The following is a 21,485-nucleotide window of genomic DNA, read 5'->3' on the forward strand; positions in this document are numbered from 1 at the left end:
CCTCACAATGTTTGAGAAAGAAGGGCGGACTATTCCAACCTCAACCCACTATAAAGCAGACTTACAAGATAGGGAACCCATCTCCGATAATATATAGTAGAATGAAAACTGCACAATTTGATTGGGGAATTCAAATCAATTTCTCACAATGTTTTAGAAACAAGGGTCTATTATTTCAACTGCAACCTACTATAATAGCCCATTGAAGCTGGAATAGCCTACTGAGACTTCTAAACCACTGCTGGAGAGGAGTTTGTTTCGATTTTCTTTCATTTCCCTAAAAAATCAAAAAGAGAGAACCAGTCTGATCCTCTCTTACTTATAGATGGTGCTCACTCAAATGTTAAAGGAGCTATTTCTTAGAGATAAAGGAATTTGAATACAGCTACTGCCGCAATTGCTGCTGCAATAGGTGCTACTACTGGTACCCAAGAATACCACCATTTTGAATCGCCTTTATGCTCACCAAGAACTGATTTTGGAAGGAAAGCATGAAGGAGACGTGGTCCCAAGTCACGAGCTGGGTTCAAGGCAGGTCCTGTAGGTCCTCCAAGTGATGTTACCAAAGCCATAACGAGGAATCCAAGTGCCAAGTGAGCCACAGAAAGTCCTGAAGCAGTGTGTGGAGCCACCTGTGCTTTAATAGCCAAGTCAGAAAAATCAACTGTTTGTCCTGCTTGTGTTGCCATTTGTTTCATGTATTGAAGCACTTCAGCACCAAAGAAGTTTTTAGTCAAACCAAGAGCTGCAAAGAACAAAACAAATGAACCAACAAACTCGTTAATCAAACCATTGACAGTTGCTGCATAGCGACTTTCTTTTGTACCATGGTCAATACTTGAAATAGTTGAGAAAGTCCCCAAGATGTTATTTGGGTTTTCAGTTTTCAAGTAGAATGGACGGTGTGTTGCCACAACTAAGGCTTGACCAAAGATAGCCCCCAAGACTTGTGCGATAATGTAAGGTACCACTTGTGCCCAAGGGAAAAGACCGCTAACTGCAAGTCCTAGAGTGAAAGCAGGGTTGATGTGGTTCCCAGATACGTTACCAAACATCAAGGCTGGGATCATAACCCCCATACCATAACCAACAGCGATGACGATCCAGCCACTTTGGTGACCTTTCGTACCTTTAAGTTCAACGTTGGCAACTGCACCATTCCCAAGAATGATCAAAATGGCAGTTCCCAAAAATTCAGTGGCATACTTTAGTGCCCATGTGAAATCCATTTGCTAGATTCTCCTTAAAATTTTTTAGATATTCCTTATTTTATCAATTTTTACCCTATTTAGCAACTAGTTTCTGGAAAGATTTTTTAAAAATAATACTCTTCGAAAATCTCTTCAAACCACGTCAACGTCGCCTTACCGTATGTATATGATACTGACTTCGTCAGTCTTATCTGCAACCTCAAAACGGCTATCTTGGGCTAGGTAAGACAGAGAAATATCTTTTTTCTTATTGATTTCTCCGCTAGTTGGCTCCTCTTCTCCAACTAAAATCTTCAAAAGAGTAGACTTACCTGCACCATTTTTCCCAACAAGGGCAATCCGATCTCGTTCATCAACCTGCAGGTTGATATTATCAAAAAGAACCTCTCCTGCAAAAGAACGTTCAATTTTATTAGCTTGTAAAATAATCATGCAAGTAGTATAGCATGTTTCCCTAAGGCATTCAAGACAATCGTCTTAACTCAAATATCCTAGAAAAACCGGCTCTGCTTATTCTTGGTATTAAAAAGTATTTGGATTATAAACTCTACTTATTTTTTTGCAAGATAGCTAGCTAAACATTTTCGCTCGTTTACAAGAGTGACTCAAACTCAGCGACAGTCATTCCTAACTGCTGGCTGGCAAATTCAGAAGTTAAAACATGTTGACGAACCATGTCTAAGAAGGCAAAAAGTTTTCCACGTTCTAAACCTTGTTCTAAACCTTGTTCTAAACCCTGTTCAACCCCCTCAGCCCTAGCGGTTTCCAAAGCATAGTCCTGTGCTAACAAGGCTTGTTCTTCGCGCATACGTAGTTGACTAAACATTTTTCTGTCCTCCTCGGACCAGCTCTTGTAGTCCAGCAGTTGGTCTGCTTGGCTGATGGCTCGCTCGGGTTGTTGAGTAAAGGGCTTGTTCCCAAAAAACTCCAACCACGGCTTGCGAACCTCGTCTTTGCTGGCTTCTCTGTATTTTTATTATTCTTATTTACAATGGTCTTTCAATAGCTCCTCAAACTCAGCAACTGTCATTCCTAACTGCTGGCTGGCAACCTCAGATGTCAGAAGACCTTGGCGAACGAGATTTAGTAGCATAGACAAACTACCTTCAACTTTTCCACGCTCCAGTCCTTGTTCAAGACCACGTTCTAAACCTTGTTCAACCCCCTCAGCCCTAGCGGTTTCCAAAGCATAGTCCTGTGCTAACAAGGCTTGTTCTTCTCGCATACGTAGTTGACTAAACATTTTTCTGTCCTCCTCGGACCAGCTCTTGTAGTCCAGCAGTTGGTCTGCTTGGCTGATGGCTCGCTCGGGTTGTTGGGTAAAGGGCTTATTACCAAAAAACTCCAACCAGGGCTTGCGAACCTTGTCTTTGCTGGTTTCCCTGTATTTTTTTAATTCCAAGAATGCCATCTTGACTAGATGGTTTTCTTGTCCGTTATTGGTAATGGTTAAAACCTCACCTGTCGTATCCTCTCGCATACTAAAACTGTGAAAAGCCAAGTCATCTGAGAAGTAATTACTATCGACAATTGCGATAGCGTATACAGGTGCGATATGCTTGTAACTCTGGTGGGTATCACCTTCACGTTGGCGAATTTTTTCAAGATTTTGATTGACCTGACTACACAGATAAGCCCACAGGCGATTGATGAAAAAATTCTGATGATGTACCTGAATCTCAATAATTACTTGCGTACCATTATCCAACTCCGCCAAAACATCTATACTTGTATAGAAATCCTGTGCCGAGTACGGTAAGGAAGGCAAGACGTGAATGTTGCTTCCCTCCAAAATGGTCACATTTTTTGCAGGTAAGTCCAGCATATCGCGGATAAATTGACAGGTGATTTCTGGATTGCTAAAGATTTTCTTAGCAACCAAATCATTGGTCGGGCTGATGCCCGGATGTCTTAGAATCATCCTTTTCCTCCTTCTATTATAGCACATTTTTTAATCTAATTTACTAGATTTGATGCTTCTATCTATTTATTCGGAAAAAGAGTAGAAAAAACAAAAGAAATTCAAACTTTATAGCAAAAGGAAATAAACTCTGAACAAATAGGATAGTAAAGTCGAATCAATTTCTAGCAATGTTTTATAAGTTATAATGTTCTGTTCTGAATTTAAGATAACATATAATTTAAAGAGACTGGACCAAAACTCAACTTCCGGAGAAAATAAAGTAAATCTTCCCACAATAAAACGCATAGTCTCAAGTTTTGAACACCTGATACTATGCGTTTTTCTGATTTGAGAGGCTTTTTCTCAGCCTCTTCTTAATCTTATACTCAATGAAAATCAAAGAGGAAACTAGCCGCAGGTTGCTCAAAGTACTGCTTTGAGGTTGTAGANNATATCTACGGCAAGGCGACGTTGACGCGGTTTGAAGAGATTTTCGAAGAGTATTAGCTTTTCTCCACCCCACTACAGTTGACAATGAGCCAAAAAAAGAAGATGACGAATCATCTTCTTAAAAACTATGAGTTTTTAGTCTTCTTTTTTCTTGAAGAATCCTAGTCCTAGACCAGCTAACAAGGTCATGATACCAGCGCTAGCCAAGCTAGCATTAGCTTCTGTACCTGTGTTTGGCAACTCTGCTTTATCAGATGTTTTCGTAGATGTTACACTATCTACTGTCTTTTCTGATGTAGCTGTAGCCACTGCTTCACCTCTTTGTTCTGAAACTTTAGATGGTGCTGGACTTGGAGTTTGGTCTTTTGGAGCAGGAGTTTGAGCTTGCTTGGTTCTAAACACATGAACTATCAAGTTATCTCCCTCACGGTGACTCTCAACAAATTCATAACCTGGAACTTCACCTGCTTCTTGCTTGTCAACTGATGGCACTTTCAAGTCTTTTCCGTTTTCATCGCGCCATACTGTACGAACCGCTGGAGTTTCAGCTTTGTCTGGTTTTTCTGGCGTTGAAGTTGATGGCGAACTTGATGGAGTCCTTGGATGACTAGTTGAGCTTTCTGGTGAACTTGGAGTTCCATTCGCTACTTTCTCAAATGTATGCGTTAAAATACCTTCTTCTAAGCGACTTGATAGCCACTTGTAGCCTGCAATCTCGCCAGCAGGTTGTTTGCCATCTACTGGTTCCCTAAGCTCCTTACCTGCTCTATCTACCCACAGCGTTACTGGATGCTCTGGGTTTGCTGCTTCGATTGATAAAGCAGCGTATACAAACGGAGTATAACCACTCGTTTTATGTTTGGCTTGAGCTTGGACTTTTTGTTTATTGACAACTGATTCTCGTGGAATGGTTACAGTACCTGTTTTCTTGTCTAATGTAACATTTTCAGGTTGTTTGTCTAACGTCCATTCGCCAGTAGGTTGCTTGGTAAGAGTTAGAATTTCATTACCAGAGCCATCACTCTTAGGATAGGTGATTTTGACTGTATCCGCATCTTTCTTAGGTGCTTTTACTTCGATGCTTGCTTTATTCGCTTCTTCCACAATAGCGATAGTCGGCGGAGCTACCTTAAGATTTGGTTGGTCTTCAGGCTCAGATGGCTGTCCTGGTTGAGTTGGTGCTTCCTCAGGATTTGTTGGTTTTTCAGGTTGTGGAGTCTCTGGTGTTTCTCCTGGTTTTGGTTGTGGAGTCTCTGGTATTTCTACTTTTGGTTGAGTACCACGTTTCACAACACGAGTTACTGGGTCTGTTGTTTCTGTTGTTGGTTCATTTGGAGTTACAACACCTGTAGTTTCATCAATATTGTAAGTCGTAGTCTTAACAGTTTCACCATCCTTACCTGCTGTGACTTCTTCTTCTGTTCCTTCTGGAACTGAGTCATCACGTTCATAACGAGTTGGGAATGGAATTGGTGTTTTCTCTACTTTTGGCTGTGTTCCCTTTTTAACAACACGAGTTACTGGGTCTGTTGTTTCTGTTGTTGGTTCATTTGGAGTTACAACACCTGTAGTTTCATCAATATTGTAAGTCGTAGTCTTAACAGTTTCACCATTAACACCTTTAGTAACTTCTTTTTCAGTTCCTTCTGGAACTGAGTCATCACGTTCATAACGAGTTGGGAATGGAATTTCTGTTCTTTCTACTTTTGGTTGTGTACCACGTTTTACAACATGTGTAACTGGGTCTGTTGTTTCTGTTGTTGGTTCATTTGGAGTTACAACACCTGTAGTTTCATCAATATTGTAAGTCGTAGTCTTAACAGTTTCACCATTAACACCTTTAGTAACTTCTTTTTCAGTTCCTTGCGGTACTGAGTCATCACGTTCGTAACGAGTTGGGAATGGAATTTCTGTTCTTTCTACTTTCGGTTGAGTTCCAACTTTAACAACACGCGTCACTGGCTGCGTTGTTTCTGTTGTTGGTTCATTTTGTGTTACGACACCTGTGTCAGGATTCATCGTATACGTTGTTTTTTTGACTGTTTTTCCATCAACACCTTTTACAGTCTCAACTTCTTGTCCATTTGGAACTGAGTCATCACGTTCATAACGAGTTGGGAATGGAATTGGTGTTTCTTCAACTTTTGGTTTTACTCCAACACGAACAACTTTTTGTACCATTTCTGTTTTTTGAACAGTTGGTTGATTTTCAGTAGTTGTTCCATCTTGTTCATTTAGAGTGTAAGTTGTTCTTGTTACAATTTTTCCTTCTGAACCTGGATTGTCAATAACCGTTTTTCCATAGTCTAGTTCTGGGTCTTGGATATACTTAGTCGTAATGTCAATAATCTCTGTTGTTTCTACAGGTTTGATACCAACTTTCACTACTTTTTGCTCCATTGGTTTATCGTCTTCTGTCACAACAGGAGTATGTGTTGCACCAGTATTCGCATCAACACTATAAGTCGTAGTTTTTGTATGAACCCCTTTCGAACCTGGAGTTACCACTTCTTTCTCATCACGAGTTTTAGTTTCATCAGGAATATAACGAGTTGTGATTTCAGTCTCAACTACTTCTTTCTCAACATTCCCAACTTCTATAACTGTTGGAGTTGGATCTTCTTCACCATCACCACCTGGAACTTCTTCAACTTTATCCGTGTTAGGAATCCACTTATAGGTGATTTCTTGGATTCTTTTTCCTGGAGTTCCTTGAGTTTTCGTTTTCTTTTCATCTTTCTTCAAGTCTGGATTCGCTTCATAGGTAGTCGGTGATGGAATAGGTGTCTCTACTTCTTTTGGTTTAGTACCAACGCGAACCACTCTAGGCGTCATTTTCTTCGTTGTCTTTTCTGTGGCCTGAGGATTGCTTAAACTTCCATCCGTCTCAGACACATCATAAACAGTCGTAGTTTCCTTTTCTCCCGGAGCACCCTCAGCATCGACAACTGTCTTACCACCTTCCAAGGTAGGATCTTCTTTATAAGTAACCGTCATTGGAATTTCTGATGTAGTTACTTGTTTATTACCAACTTTGATAATGGTATCTACCTTGTCTACACGCTCTGTAATCGTTTCGTGTGGTGTCACCTGACCTGTATGCTCATCTAAATCATAGGTTGTCTTTTTGGTAACTGAACCATCACGACCATCAACAGATGTTACTTTGGTATTGTAAGGAGTATCAGAATCTCCTACATAACGAGTTGTTTTAGGAGTTGTTTCTACTACTTCCTTCGGTTTTGTTCCGATTTCGTAAACATCGTCTTTTTTATCTATATGATCCCCTTTGTTTACATGGATTCTATATTCAGACGATAATACTACTGAGCCGTCTTCCTTAACTACGTTTTCATCAGCATTCTCATCAACCGTAATAGGTTTACGAGCAACAACTATAGTATCTTGGTCATCAATTTGCCCATCACTTGGTGCATATTTTCCATCTGGATTATATTTCCACACACCTGGTTTATTTGGACCATCACCAGTTAACCCTGAGTCAACCACATGAGGATATTTAGGATCTTTGTATTCATCATCAATATTACCATCTCCATCTTTATCGTACAATTTTGTAAACAACTCTGACATTGGATGATCAAAAAAATAACTGTCCTCTCCCTCTTTAGGTAAAATAAAACTTCGCCCATTATACCCTTCCTCTTTAAGGACAGGTGTGTGGCTTTCAATCTCATCATTTCGAACGTATTGCTTACCTTTTGGAATAATAACTTCATAACCAGAATCCGAACTCGAAAGATCTTCAATATTATTCTCTCCGGGGCCCGATTCATTACCATTAGCATGAACTACATTTGGTGCCATGATTGCAACACCACCTAGGGTAATGACAGTAGCCACTACACAGGAACCGAAAACTTTTCCGATTTTGCGTAGAGCATATTTTTTATTCTTAGTTGATTGTCTTGACATATTTCCCTCAATTTAATATTTATTTTAGTTTATAGATTGTTGACTCCGAGCCAAAAGCCAGATAACTCATCCAACTTTTGGCAAGAAGCAACGTTTTCTATATTATTCGGATTCATCTTCTTTTTTCTTGAAGAATCCTAGTCCCAAACCTGCTAACAAGGTCAACAATCCTGCCCCAGCTAAGCCAGCATTAGCTTCTGTACCTGTATTTGGCAACTCCTCTCTCTTACCTGTCACATAAGTCGGAACTTCTGGATCTGGATTCACTGGAGTTTCAGGTCTTGGAGTATCTGGTTCTGGAATTGGATTCTCTTGATTTGGTAGTTCTGGGCTTGGAGTAGGAGCACTTGGATGCTCTGGATTTGGTTGTGGGTTTGGCTCCTCAGGTCTATCTGGAATTGGTTCGTTAGGAAGAACTGGCGGTATCTTTTCAAATCTATGAATCGTAATACCATCCTCCGTTACAGTTGTAATATATCTGTATCCTGGAATATTTCCAGCTTCATGAGTACCTGGTTGATCTGGTTTAAGTGGATTACCATCTTTATCAAACCAGACTGTAATTTTATATTCTGGCTTGTCTACAGATGGAGAACCTGCAAAGAAAATATGTGTGACTTTATTTCCTTCCAAACGACTTTCCAACCAAACATGATTTGCAATTCGACCTTTTTCATGTAAACCATTTTCAGTTGGTCTTAAGACATTTCCATTTACGTCAATCCATTCTGTTGTTCCTTCAAATTTAGGTACATCAAGAATATTCGGCATAACACTAACAATCTTACTTTGTTTGTATTTATGTTTTGTTTGCGTATCTACCCATGTCTTCGGTTGAACTTGTTCACTTGGAATGTAAACACGACCATTCGTCGGATTGATAGTCACTCCAACTGGAGATTTTTCAATTTTCCACCTACCATCTTTATCTTTCTTCGTAACGATAGTTTCTTTTTCAGTACTGTTTCGTTTTGTAAATGTAATAGATAAAGTATCGGCATCTTTATTTGGCACATCAACTTCTACAGTATTACCGCTTGGACGTTCGACAATTCTCGGTGTCGGTGGAATAACATAGATTTGACGTAACTTCACAACAAAGACTTGAGACGGATTTTTTCCTTCTTCATCTTTTACGTTGTCAAATGTCGCTCCATCTTTCAGAGGATTGTCTACTAACTCGTAGTCACCATTATTAACTGGGTCACCTGTTAGTTTCTTCAATGTATCATTAAAGTTTTCTGTTGGGATTTCCTCTCCAGTTTTACCTGTCAGCGACATCCTTGAAGCAACAAGCTCCGTTTCTTTTCCATCTTCGCCTACGACAACAAATTTGACAATAGCTCTTTGTCCATCTGGTGTATACTTGATTGGTGTATCCATCTTAGGATCATTTGGCGTTTCTGGAACTGGTGGCACCTTATATCCTTTTTCTGGATGTTCTGGATCTATAGGTACTAATGGAGTTCCGTTTGGTGTCTTAGGTGTATAGCCTGGAACGTATGGAATCACTGGCACTTTCGGTACTGGTTGACCTGGTTGTGGCGGAGTGGTTGGATAATCTGGAGTTTTAGGCTTAGTTGGATCATCTGGATCATTTGGATACGGAATTGGTGTTGGTTCTTCTTTTCCTGGTACTTTTGGCACCCATGAACCAATTTTTCTGTATACCACTTTTTCCTCGAATGATTCACTATCTCCTGTCACTTCACGAGATTCTACCTTGGCTTTATCCGCTAGATAGCCTTCTAACACTGGAGTCTTCACTTCTCCTAGTATTTGTTTTTCACTCCATTTTCCATTGCTAATCCGACCTGTAGCCAAGTTTATACTGATGTCACGACTAAAGTTTACAGTCTGAGTATTGGTTGGTTGTGCATTCTCAACTTCTACTTCTGCGCCATTTTGTTCTTCAATTTTAACGTATTTAATCGTTCTTGTAACTGCTTTTGTCTCTGTATCAAAGCTTATCCGTTCTCTAACGAGGAGATCATATACCTGTGTTGGGTCTCCATTTTCTGGATCTTTTTGATTATCAAAAACTTTACCTTTCAACAAGTCCTTGTTATCAACAGTGTATCCACGTTTTTCCAACTCTTTGATTTTATCTTCTAAAGATTTAGTTGGAATAGCTTGATCCGTTTTACCATCATTGATACCTACAGTATCGTTTTCTAATGGTATCTTCACTCCATCTTTCACATTGTACACTTTGACCAATGCTCGTTGCGAATCAGGGACATAGCTAATTTCTTTATCTGTTCCTGGTTCTGTCGGTATTGATGGTGGAATATAACCTTTTGTTGGGTCTCCTGGAACTTTTGGTTGTAATGGAGTTTCCCCAATTTTCGGTGTGTATCCTGGTACATACGGAATTACTGGGACGTTTGGTGTATTTGGATCTGTTGGATCACCTGGTTTTGTTGGATCAGTTGGGTGGTTAGGATATGGTAGTGGCGTTGGTGTTTCTACACCTGGGACTTTCGGAATCCACGAACCTAATTTCGTATAGACTACTTTCAGTTCTTGATTTGCAGAGTCTGCTTTTAGATGTTCACTTGCTACTACACTTGCTCCACTTGCCTCTACTAAACCACCTTGTGTATCTTGGTTGGCCTTTAAGACATAGCCTTTAACCATCGGAGATAGTACCGCAGCAAATGTAGTGTCATTATCTACAGCCATCCATTTTCCATAAGTAATGGTTTTGGTCACGACATTGATGGACGCTGTTCTAGTAAAGGTTACTTTATCTGTCACTGCATCTGTCGTTTCTTGACCATTAGCTGTATAGGTGACCTTAGCTCCCTCTTCGTCCACATACGTAATTGTACGTGTCACTTCCTTCTTGGTATCCAACTGTTTCACTAAGTCCTCTGTCCATCGTGGGATGGTTGGATCATTTGGTTTGTCTGGATCAACTGGGGTCGTTGGATCAATTGGTGTTCCAGGTTCGATTGGCTTATCTGGCGTTGGCGGTGTTACTGGCACCACTTTTTCATGAACTTTCAGTGTAAAGACTTGCGTTGGGTCTCCATCATCTGGATCCTTAACATTATCAAATTTTTGATTATCTAATAAGTCTTTGTTTTCTACGACATAGCCACGTTTTTCCAAGTCTGTAATCTTCTTGTTAACGTCACCTTTCGGAATATCTGCATCTGTTGAGCCGTTACCAATAGCTACCGTATCGTTTGGTAATGGTATTTCTTTTCCTTCTTTAACGTTTACGACTTTAACGACAGCTCTTTGTGGATCAGCAAGATAGCTTATCTCCGTATTTGTATTAGGTTCTGTCGGTACTGCTGGTGGAATATAGCCTTTTGTTGGGTCTCCTGGTACTTTTGGTTCCAACGGTGTTTCCCCAATTTTTGGTGTATATCCTGGGATATACGGAATCACCGGAACATTTGGATCTGTTGGATTACCTGGTTTGGTTGGATCGGTTGGGTGGTTAGGGTAAGGTTTTGGATCCGTATCGGTTCCTTCTGGTGGCACTACACCTTTTGGTATTTTCGGAATCCACGAACCTAATTTGGTATAAATAACTTTTTCTACTAAATTATTTGAAGTTTCAGCGACTGTTACACTAGCTACGGATAGCTTATCTGCTACATACCCATCTAATTTGTCTGTTGGTACTGCTGCTAAGTTGTTATCCGTACTTGTCCAGTTTGTATACTCTACAACTGTTCCAGTTACTACGTTTACTTTTACATTACGTTTAAAGTGTGCTGTTTGTGTTACAGTTGGTTGTGCGTTTGGAATTTCTTCTCCATTTGGAGTGTCTTTCTTAACATAAGTAATGGTACGTGTAACATCTTTCTTAAGTGACAATTGGTTCACTAACTCTTCTGTCCATCTTGGAATACTTGGATTATTAGGATCATCTGGAGTATCTGGATCAATTGGTGTATTTGGAGTTGGTGGTTCTGTTACTTCTACCACTTTTTCATGAATTTTTAGCGTGAATACTTGGGAAGGATCTTTCCCTTCTTCGTCTTTTTGCTTATCAAAGCTTGACTTGGTAATCTCAGCGATTACCTCATCCTTATTATCCACAACAAAGCCACGTTTTTCCAAGTTCGTAATCTTAGCAAGCACTTTCTCTGTTGAAATCTTTTCTGCAGTCCTACCTTCAAGATTGACATCTTCTGCTGGTAAGCGCACTTCCACTCCAGTTGTGGTATTGACGACTTTGACCAATGCCTTTTGTGGATCTGGTTCATAGGTGACAGCTGTGTTAGACTTAGGATCGCTTGGTTTTGGCGGTGTATAGCCTTGACTTGGATCTCCTGGTACCTTTGGTTCCAATGGTGTTTCCCCAATTTTTGGTGTATATCCTGGCACATGCGGAATCACTCCTGGTGTCGGATCACCTGGTTTGGTTGGATCTGTTGGATGGTTTGGATAAGGGATTGGGTCAATTGGAGTTTCTCCTGCTGGGAGATTTGGTACCCAAGTCCCAATCTTAGTATAAACCACTTCTTCTTGAATATCTTCCGTCGTAGCTGTTACTTCACGTTCTCCAACTTCCGCTCTATCCGCTATATAGCCTGATAGGACTGGCGATGCGACTTTATTTAAGGTTTGTGCTTCACTCCATTTACCATAGGTTGTTTCCCCTGTAACAAGGTTGAACTTGACTTCACGGTTAAATGTTGCTGTATCTATAACTGTTGCATGTGCTTCTGTTGAAACTTCTACACCATCTACAAGATCTTTTTTCACGTATGTGATCGTACGTGTTACAGTTTTACTGTCAGTGTCTATGCTGATTGGTTCTTTAACAAGTATTTTATAAGTCTGGGATGGTTCTCCCGTAGTGGCATCGTCCACTCTATCGTACTTGGTAGTTGCCGTGATAGGATTGGTGCTCTCCACATTATAACCACGTTGTTTCAAGGCTTTTATCTTGTTATCAACTTTAGTTTTATCATCATCCTCAACTACTTGGTCGGATACGCCACTAAATTCCAGCTTTTCTGTTGGCATTTCCACTTCTTTCCCTGTCGTGATATTGACAACCTTGATCAGGATTTTTTGTGGATTTGGCACATACTCTATCTCTCTATTCTTCTTAGGATCACTAGGTATTTCTGGCACCTTGTATCCCCTTTTAGGATCATTTGGATCCAATGGTTCTAATGGTTTTAAAGGATTGGTATCTGGATTTTCTGGTTGTGTTGGATCCGTCGGTACTTTTGGTGTATAGCCTGGTACATATGGAATAACTGGTGGTGTTACTGGAGTTTCAGGTGTCCCTGGTTCTCCCGGTTGAGGGTTTGGTGTCTCTCCTGGAGTCTCAGGTGTTTCTGGATAAGTTGGAGTTTTAGGCTTGGTTGGATCATCTGGGTCATTCGGATATGGAATCGGTGTCGGTATTTCTTGATCCGGAACTTTTGGTACCCAAGACCCGATTTTAGTATATACAACTTTTCTTGTGATGTCCGTGACTACCCCTGCCTTAGTAGGTTCTGTCGCTGTTTCCTCTGTCACCACTTTCGTATCTGCTAGGTAGCCTTTTAATAATGGCGTCTTGACTTCTGGGAAATTCTGATTGTCAGTAGTCCAGTTTCCATATGTAACTGCTTTTGTAACTAGGTTATAGGTAGCAGTCCGTTTGAATAGAACTTTATCTACCTTATTTTCTACTCCACTTGGCTCCTCAGCTCCATCTGGACTTGCTTTCTTGACATAGGTGACGGTTCGTGTTACTTCTACCTTGAGATTAGACTCTTTTAGTCCTTCTTCTGGCCATTTTGGTCCATCTGGAATATTAGGGTCAATCGGGGTATCTGGGGTTGGCGGTTCTGTTACTTCTTTTGTACGCTCTTGTACTGTAATCGTATAAGACTGCGTTGGCTCTTGTCCGTCTAAATCCTCTTTGTCATCACCTTTTCTTGATTCAGCTGTTCCATCTGTAAAGGTATTGCTAACAATTTCATAACCTGCTTTTTTCAAGGCAGCAACTTTGGCATCAACATCTGTTGATGGGAAGTCTTCGCCTACTTCTGTTTCGAGGTTGATCTTATGTTCTGGTAATTCTGTCACGCTATTATCAGCAGATTGTTTCATCACATGAACAACTGCTTTTGCTTTGGTGGCTTCCCCTTCTTCATAGACAAATGTTACAACCTTATCAGCTGAAGTTACTGAACCTGTGACAGCTGCTGAGTTATTATATAGCCCATTATTTAGAGATCTTTTTAGGCGGTATTTTTTCTCGCCTGTGTTAATCCCACGTAATTGCTTACTTGTTACATCGTAGCTTGACCCAATAAGGGCTTCTTTTTCTACAAGGTAGGTACCATTATCAGATTTTTCTCCAACTTTTTTAGCTTCTTCATCAGATAGTGGTATATCTTGTCCCTGTTCATCGACATAACGAACCTTTACATTACCAGAGATAGCTTTTCTAACTTCCGATGTTTTCTTACTTTCATCGATTTTTCCTTTGAGTTTTTTCCCTTCTTCTGGTGGAATTTTCTTCTCTTTCACCTGTTTATCAATGATCCGTTTGGCTACTTCTTTAGATGGTTCTACCGTATCTTGAATTACTGAGAAGTCGGCTAGGATAGGTAGGTTATATTGAAGTCTTGGACTTTGCTTATTAACCCCAACGCGTTTTTCGTTTTCAGCAAACACTTGTATCTTGTAGGCTACAACATCTTTGTCCAATGGAATATCCCCTGTTGAGAAGTATCCACCTTTACCTAATTTATCCTGATCTCCATCAATTGCCTCAGTAATTTTTTCAGATAATTTCTCATCAGAAATTACATTATTACGTATAACGTTTTCTTTTTCAACAAAATAGGCAGTGAATTTTGAAAGACCATCTTTTTCCTTCGCAGCAAGTTCATTGGTCTTTATTCTATTGTAGTCAGCTTCTGTTAGTTGACTTGCATCAGGTTGCACTTTCGCTTCCATGTGTGATCCAAGGATTTTTGCTTCTTGACTACCGTTTCTTGCTTCCAGGTAAGTGTAGGCGTTTGTAGATCCAAGGGCTGATTTTAAGGCAGAGATTTCTTTTTTAAGTTTAGTTTTTTCCTCTTCATTCGTACTGCTTGCTAAGCTAGCTTCTTTTGTTTTCAGTCTAGCTGCAAGCTCTTCACGATGTTTTGTTACTTTTTCTGGATCTGTTTGGAGTTCTAATTGATCTGTATCTGCATGATAGATAATTTTTTTCGCAGTCGGCAATACAAAATTTAATATTTCATAAACACGATCTGGGTCGTTTCTTTTTAGAGTTCCATCCGATTTCTTATCATTGGTATTCGCCCATGTTGGGGAGTTTGGTTGCACCTCTGGATCCAAAGTTTTGCTAAAACTATTATTAAGCTTATTGGCTACAGTTGTATAACCTTCTGTAAAAGGAATTCCTTCTTTAAAAGAGTTTTTTCCCTGAATTTGTAACTTATCCTTATCGATAGGTAACTCGTAGGTAACTACCCCTTTGTCTTTTTCAGCGAGCTCTTTTGTGATAATAGGCATCAGGTCTTTATATTGGCTAAATTTAGGGTTTTTTACTTCTGGATGTTGCTCCTTATATCTTGCTGCTGCAAGAGGCTTAACTTTTTTCTCGTGTTCCTCTGTCAATAACTGTTTAATTAGTTTGTTAAACCCTTTTAAATCCACACCTTGGCTGTAGCGTTCTTCGTTCTCTACTACTCCGTCAATTCGGTTGATAGTGTGATCATAGATGGTTTCTTCACTCTTATCCTTTTTAATAGCTTTAACAACGATACGATAAGTCCCTTTTGACCCTTCATAGTCTGAGATATATCCTGTCACAAAGTCGATTTTCAAACGACTTCCATATTTGGTGGAAAAGGCAGTGAAGGTTTTTTCTATTCCATTGAATCCCTCAATATTTGGAGAATGTTGGAGAATATCTTCCTTCTCTTTTACAGGTAAATTATTAAGATTCTCTTTATTAGCCTTGTTATTTGCTGTCTTTATATCAAACTCAGAGTCATCTTGTGCTTTATCAGTTCTATTGGCGATAGTACGTCCTTTGGCAAGCATTAACATATATTTGAAGCGACGATCTAGGGCTTGCTCGTGGACGTAGACTCGGTCCATGGCGTCAGAACCCAGCATTCCACCTTCTTGACGTTGTCCATCTTTGTCAGTGTACCAACCAGTAAAGTAACCTTCTTTATTTTTCATCCCAACGGCGAATTTACCAGTTGTACCATCTTTTTTCATAATGGCTGTCCATCCACCAAAGCTACTGATTTCTCTAATTTCACCTGGTTGAAGTTTTTTACCATTTGGATCATCAGTGACGTTTCCATTTTCGTCAAATCTAAGTGCATCACCAAGGGTGTTCATATTTCTCAAGTATGAACGCTCGTTGTTTTGGAAGTCATCCGGCATATTTTGGATGATTTTGTACATGTACTCAACTGTAGCATTCTCACCAGGAGTATCAAATGTTAAGTGGGCATTCTTATCATCCGAACCCTTTTCTCCATCTGTAGGTACATGTACCCCAGGTTGATCGTCTTTTACTGTCTCACCTTTACGATTGGCATCCAGTACAGGTGAGTTTTCACCTGTTGGCTGGTTCTCTCCTGATTCAGTCCCTGTAGCGCCAGCTGGTGTCTCTCCTGTATCCCCATCAGGTAATCCTCTTTTAGTCCGACGAGGTTTGGCAGCTTCTGGGGTTACTAGCGGATTTTCAGCTACGGGAGCATTATAGGTGTTTGCTGCTGCATCAGTATTGCTGAGGTCAGGCTTGTTTCCTGTCTTTCCATTTCCAGACTGTTCTGGATCTGTCGGGTTTGCTGTCCTCTCAGTTTCCCTCGCTGACTCCACGCCCTCAGCATGAGCAATCCCAGCTCCCATCAAAAGATAGAGCGCCCCAATGACAACACTAGCTGCACCGACACTCACTTTCCGAATACTGTATTTTAATTGTTTTTCTGGATGATTCATTTCTACACTCCATATATATATATATATATATATATATTGTGCCCTATTACTTCCTATATAATAGAATACAATTCATGAATATATTATACACCAGTCGGCTTGAAACTTCAAATTTTTTGAATGGAAGACTAGGAGATAGACGACTCTTTTTACTGAGACCAAAGCTAGGTTAGGAGTCCCTCATCAGTAAGCCAACACCAAAGATGAAGCCTCATCATCCTTGCCTTGTCGTGTGCATCTTATGGACTTACTTCCTCCTATCAGCAAGCTCAGCACTGCGCTTTGAGACCTTTCCAGCTTGCTTTTGGATTTCCATTAACTTTTACACTTATTTCTTTAAAAATGAGACAATTTGACATTTTTTCTACTCTTTTTCTACTTTTTACGAATAAATAGATAGAAGCATAGAATCTAGTGAGCCTAGATTAAAAAATGTGCTATAATGAAAGGAGAAGAAATATGACTGTACGTCATCCGGGCATTAGCCCGACCAACGATTTGGTTGCTAAGAAAATATTCAGCAATCCAGAAATCACTTGTCAATTTATCCGCGATATGCTGGACTTGCCAGCAAAAAATGTGACGATTTTGGAGGGAAGTAATATTCATGTCTTGCCTTCCATGCCTTACTCGGCTCAGGATTTCTATACCAGTATAGACGTCTTGGCAGAGTTGGACAATGGCACGCAGGTTATTATTGAGATTCAAGTGCATCATCAGAATTTTTTCATCAATCGCCTGTGGGCTTATCTGTGCAGTCAGGTCAATCAAAACCTAGAAAAAATTCGCCAACGTGAAGGTGATACACACCAGAGTTACAAACATATTGCACCAGTATATGCTATCGCTATCGTGGACAGTAATTATTTTCAAGATGACTTAGCTTTCCACAGTTTCAGCATGCGCGAAGACACGACAGGTGAGGTTTTAACTATCACAAATAACGGTCAAGAAAACCATCTGGTCAAGATGGCGTTCTTGGAACTAAAAAAATACAGAGAAACCAGCAAAGATAGCATTCGCAAACCGTGGTTAGAGTTTTTCGGCAACAAACCCTTTACTCAGCAACCTGAGCGAGCCATCAGTCAAGCAGATCAACTGCTGGACTACAAGAGCTGGTCCGAGGAGGACAGGAAAATGTTTAGTCAACTACGTATGCGAGAAGAACAAGCCTTGTTAGCACAGGACTATGCCTTGGAACAAGCTGAAGAAAAAGGTTTAGAGAGAGGTCGTGCAGAAGGTCTTGAACGTGGTCGTACAGAGGGGATTGAACAAGGTTTAGAGCGTGGTCTTGAACGTGGTCGTGCAGAGGGTCGTGAACAAGGACGAGAAGAAGGATTAAAAGTAGGTTTAGTAAATCTAGTACGTCAAGGTCTTCTGACTTCCGAGGTTGCCAGCCAGCAGTTAGGAATGACCGTGGCTGAGTTTGAAGAGCTATTGAAAGACCATCATAAATAAGACCTAAAAATACAGCGAAACCAGCAAAGACAAGGCTCGCAAGCCGTGGTTGGAGTTTTTCGGCAACAAGCCCTTTACCCAAGAACCCGAGCGAGCTATCAGCCAAGCATCCCAACTGCTAAGCTACAAGAGCTGGTCCGAGGAGGACAGGAAGATGTTTAGTCAACTACGTATGCGAGAAGAACAAGCCTTGTTAGCACAGGACTATGCTTTGGAACAAGCTGAGGAAAAAGGACTGAAAAAAGGATTAGTAAATCTCGTTCACCAGCATCTTTTAACACCTGAGATTGCCAGCCAGCAGTTAGGCATGACTGTGGCTGAGTTTGAGGCACTGTTGAAAGAACATAAGTGAGAAATCTGTAAGCGTTATGCAATCTTAAAACAACCTAAAAAAGATAGCTAAATTTCTTGATGGAAAGAGTTTGGCTATCTTTTTTTACTTAATGTATTGCTATTTTCAGGAAAGTTTGAACTTTTCCCTTTCTTTTCCGAATAAATAGATAGAAGCATAGAATCTAGCAAATTAGATTAAAAAATGTGCTATAATGAAAGGAGAAAGAATATGACCTTACGTCATCCGGGCATTAGCCCAACTAATGACTTGGTTGCTAAGAAAATCTTTAGCAATCCAGAAATCACTTGTCAATTTATCCGCGATATGCTGGACTTGCCAGCAAAAAATGTAACCATTTTGGAGGGAAGCAATATTCACGTCTTGCCTTCCCTGCCCTACTCGGCGCAGGATTTCTATACCAGTATAGACGTCTTGGCGGAGTTGGACAATGGCACTCAGGTAATTATTGAGATTCAGGTGCATCATCAGAATTTTTTCATCAATCGCCTGTGGGCTTACCTATGCAGTCAGGTCAATCAAAATCTTGAAAAAATTCGCCAACGAGAAGGTGATACACACCAGAGCTACAAACATATTGCACCAGTATACGCTATCGCAATCGTGGACAGCAATTATTTCTCAGATGATTTGGCTTTCCACAGTTTTAGCATGCGAGAGGACACGACAGGTGAAGCCTTAACCATCACAAGTAACGGTCAAGAAAACCATCTTGTTAAGATGGCGTTCTTAGAACTTAAAAAATACAGAGAAACCAGCAAAGACGAGGTTCGCAAGCCGTGGTTGGAGTTTTTCGGGAATAAACCCTTTACCCAGCAACCTGAGCGAGCCATCAGCCAAGCAGACCAACTGCTGGACTACAAGAGCTGGTCCGAGGAGGACAGGAAAATGTTTAGTCAACTACGTATGCGTGAAGAACAAGCCTTGTTAGCACAGGACTATGCCTTGGAACAAGCGGAGGAGAAAGGGTTAGAGAGAGGTCTTGAACGTGGTCGTGCAGAGGGTCGTGAACAAGGACGAGAAGAAGGATTAAAAGTAGGTTTAGTAAATCTAGTACGTCAAGGTCTTCTAACACCTGAGGTTGCGAGTGAGCAATTAGGCATGACCGTGTCTGAGTTTGAAGCCTTGCTAGAAGATTATCACCAATAACGGTCAAGAAAACCATCTGGTCAAGATGGCATTCTTAGAACTAAATGTCGAGTCACAGATTACTCCAAACACTGTTTTGAGGTTGGGTATAAAAAGGCTGGGTAAAAGTCTTCTCATAATAAAANNTTTTATTATGAGAAGACTTACTTTTTTACTGAGATTGAATTTTTCCTAGCCTCAACATCGTATAAACCCCAAATTCAATCTGACCTGGTTTGAAGAGATTTTCGAAGCAGATAAGGTTTTACTAAAACTAAAAAAAATGATATAATCAAACTGATTAAATGTTTTAAAAATAAAGGAGAATGTTAATGTCTTACCAAGAAAATTACCAGAAATGGGTTGATTTTGCGGAGCTTCCTGACTACCTTCGCCAAGATTTGGAAAATATGGACGAAAAAACAAAGGAGGATGCCTTCTATACAAATCTTGAATTTGGTACTGCAGGGATGCGTGGCTTGATTGGCGCTGGTACAAACCGCATCAACATCTATGTTGTTCGTCAAGCTACTGAGGGATTGGCTCGTTTGATTGAGTCAAAAGGTGGAAACGAAAAAGAACGCGGTGTAGCAATCGCCTACGATAGCCGTCACTTCTCACCTGAGTTTGCCTTTGAATCTGCGGCAGTTCTTGCTAAACACGGTATCAAATCTTACGTATTTGAAAGCCTTCGTCCAACTCCAGAACTATCATTTGCAGTTCGTCACCTCAACTGTTTCGCAGGTATCATGGTCACAGCCAGCCACAACCCTGCTCCATTTAACGGTTACAAGGTTTACGGTGAAGACGGTGGACAAATGCCTCCACACGATGCGGACGCTTTGACTACTTATATCCGTGCAATCGAAAACCCATTTGCAGTTGAAGTTGCTGATGTGGAAACTGAAAAAGCTTCTGGCTTGATTGAAGTTATCGGTGAAGCTGTTGACGTAGAATACCTTAAAGAGGTTAAGGACGTAAACATCAACCCAGCCTTGATTGAAGAATTCGGTAAAGACATGAAAATTGTCTACACACCACTTCATGGTACTGGTGAAATGTTGGCTCGTCGTGCTCTTGCCCAAGCAGGATTTGACTCTGTTCAAGTCGTAGAAGCTCAAGCAACTGCTGATCCTGACTTCTCAACTGTAAAATCTCCAAACCCAGAAAGCCAAGCAGCCTTTGCCCTTGCTGAAGAACTTGGTCGTCAAGTTGGTGCAGATGTTCTTGTCGCAACTGACCCTGATGCTGACCGTGTTGGTGTTGAAGTTCTTCAAAAAGATGGTAGCTACCTCAACCTTTCAGGTAACCAAATCGGTGCTATCATGGCAAAATACATCTTGGAAGCCCACAAAAACGCTGGAACTCTTCCTGAAAATGCAGCCCTCTGCAAATCTATCGTATCAACTGACTTGGTAACGAAGATTGCTGAAAGCTACGGTGCAACCATGTTCAACGTTTTGACAGGTTTCAAATTTATCGCTGAAAAAATCCAAGAATTCGAAGAAAAACACAATCACACTTACATGATGGGATTTGAAGAAAGCTTCGGTTACTTGATTAAACCATTCGTACGTGATAAAGATGCTATCCAAGCCGTTCTTGTCGTTGCTGAACTTGCTGCCTACTACCGTTCACGCGGTTTGACACTTGCTGACGGTATCGAAGAAATCTACAAAGAGTACGGTTACTACGCAGAAAAAACTATCTCTGTTACCCTTTCAGGTGTGGATGGTGCTGAACAAATCAAAGCAATTATGGCTAAATTCCGCAACAATGCTCCAAAAGAATGGAATGCAACAGCTATCACTGTCGTAGAAGACTTCAAAGCTCAAACAGCTACTGCTGCTGACGGTACCGTTACAAACTTGACAACTCCTCCAAGTGACGTGTTGAAATACACACTTGCTGACGGTTCATGGATTGCTGTTCGCCCTTCAGGTACAGAACCAAAAATCAAGTTCTACATTGCAGTTGTAGGGAAAACAAACGAAGAATCACAAACTAAGATTGCTAATATCGAAGCAGAAATCAATGCTTTTGTAAAATAAAGATCTAAAAAGATGAGACCAACCAATCTCATCTTTTTTTCGTATCAAAT

Annotated in this window: 7 protein-coding genes and 3 pseudogenes; 4 read left to right on the forward strand and 6 right to left on the reverse strand. The window is 40.5% G+C overall.

Translation table 11 applies throughout. The features are described 5' to 3' along the window. Positions 1-359: 359 nt before the first annotated feature. From gla to HT669_RS11375, 6 genes and pseudogenes are all read right to left on the reverse strand, one after another. Complete coding sequence (gla, locus tag HT669_RS06210) at positions 360-1,229, reverse strand: aquaglyceroporin Gla (RefSeq protein ID WP_172922292.1); 870 nt, start codon at positions 1,227-1,229, stop codon at positions 360-362. A 180-nt stretch (positions 1,230-1,409) separates the two neighbouring features. Next, positions 1,410-1,643: pseudogene (locus HT669_RS06215) on the reverse strand (ATP-binding cassette domain-containing protein); the annotation flags it as partial. 160 nt (positions 1,644-1,803) lie between these two features. Beyond that, positions 1,804-2,184, reverse strand: a pseudogene (locus tag HT669_RS06220) (flagellar assembly protein H domain protein); the annotation flags it as partial. Between the two features lie 9 nt (positions 2,185-2,193). Next, positions 2,194-3,132: an Rpn family recombination-promoting nuclease/putative transposase gene (locus tag HT669_RS06225; protein ID WP_172922290.1), complete on the reverse strand. Its 939-nt coding sequence runs from the start codon at positions 3,130-3,132 to the stop codon at positions 2,194-2,196. Between the two features lie 567 nt (positions 3,133-3,699). Next, positions 3,700-7,500 carry a G5 domain-containing protein gene (locus HT669_RS06230; RefSeq protein WP_172922668.1) on the reverse strand — a complete coding sequence of 1,267 codons (3,801 nt, stop codon included), beginning with the start codon at positions 7,498-7,500 and terminating at the stop codon, positions 3,700-3,702. Positions 7,501-7,602: 102 nt separating this feature from the next. Next, entirely contained in the window at positions 7,603-16,446 is an 8,844-nt protein-coding gene (locus tag HT669_RS11375) for a YSIRK-type signal peptide-containing protein (protein WP_172933659.1), read from the reverse strand. Positions 16,447-16,905: 459 nt separating this feature from the next. Here HT669_RS11375 and HT669_RS06240 point away from each other — a divergent pair, with 459 nt between their 5' ends. From HT669_RS06240 to HT669_RS06255, 4 genes and pseudogenes are all read left to right on the forward strand, one after another. Further along, positions 16,906-17,904: an Rpn family recombination-promoting nuclease/putative transposase gene (locus HT669_RS06240; RefSeq protein WP_172922298.1), complete on the forward strand. Its 999-nt coding sequence runs from the start codon at positions 16,906-16,908 to the stop codon at positions 17,902-17,904. Positions 17,905-17,911: 7 nt separating this feature from the next. Next, positions 17,912-18,256, forward strand: a pseudogene (locus tag HT669_RS11160) (hypothetical protein); the annotation flags it as partial. 210 nt (positions 18,257-18,466) lie between these two features. Beyond that, a complete protein-coding gene (locus HT669_RS06250) occupies positions 18,467-19,405 on the forward strand; it encodes an Rpn family recombination-promoting nuclease/putative transposase (protein ID WP_172922300.1) in 939 nt (312 codons plus the stop codon). A gap of 311 nt (positions 19,406-19,716) precedes the next feature. Then, positions 19,717-21,435: a phospho-sugar mutase gene (locus HT669_RS06255; RefSeq protein ID WP_172922301.1), complete on the forward strand. Its 1,719-nt coding sequence runs from the start codon at positions 19,717-19,719 to the stop codon at positions 21,433-21,435. The last annotated feature ends 50 nt before the right edge of the window (positions 21,436-21,485 follow it).

It is taken from the genome of Streptococcus sp. 2100 (assembly GCF_013276335.1).
In the GTDB taxonomy this organism is placed as follows: Bacteria; Bacillota; Bacilli; order Lactobacillales; family Streptococcaceae; genus Streptococcus; species Streptococcus pseudopneumoniae.

What these genes read in the sequence shown, in the direction of transcription:
- gla (WP_172922292.1), bottom strand. Translation starts at nt 1,229, where the DNA reads ATGGATTTCACATGGGCACTAAAGTATGCCACTGAATTTTTGGGAACT.
- HT669_RS06225 (WP_172922290.1), bottom strand. Translation starts at nt 3,132, where the DNA reads ATGATTCTAAGACATCCGGGCATCAGCCCGACCAATGATTTGGTTGCT.
- HT669_RS06230 (WP_172922668.1), bottom strand. Translation starts at nt 7,500, where the DNA reads ATGTCAAGACAATCAACTAAGAATAAAAAATATGCTCTACGCAAAATC.
- HT669_RS11375 (WP_172933659.1), bottom strand. Translation starts at nt 16,446, where the DNA reads ATGAATCATCCAGAAAAACAATTAAAATACAGTATTCGGAAAGTGAGT.
- HT669_RS06240 (WP_172922298.1), top strand. Translation starts at nt 16,906, where the DNA reads ATGACTGTACGTCATCCGGGCATTAGCCCGACCAACGATTTGGTTGCT.
- HT669_RS06250 (WP_172922300.1), top strand. Translation starts at nt 18,467, where the DNA reads ATGACCTTACGTCATCCGGGCATTAGCCCAACTAATGACTTGGTTGCT.
- HT669_RS06255 (WP_172922301.1), top strand. Translation starts at nt 19,717, where the DNA reads ATGTCTTACCAAGAAAATTACCAGAAATGGGTTGATTTTGCGGAGCTT.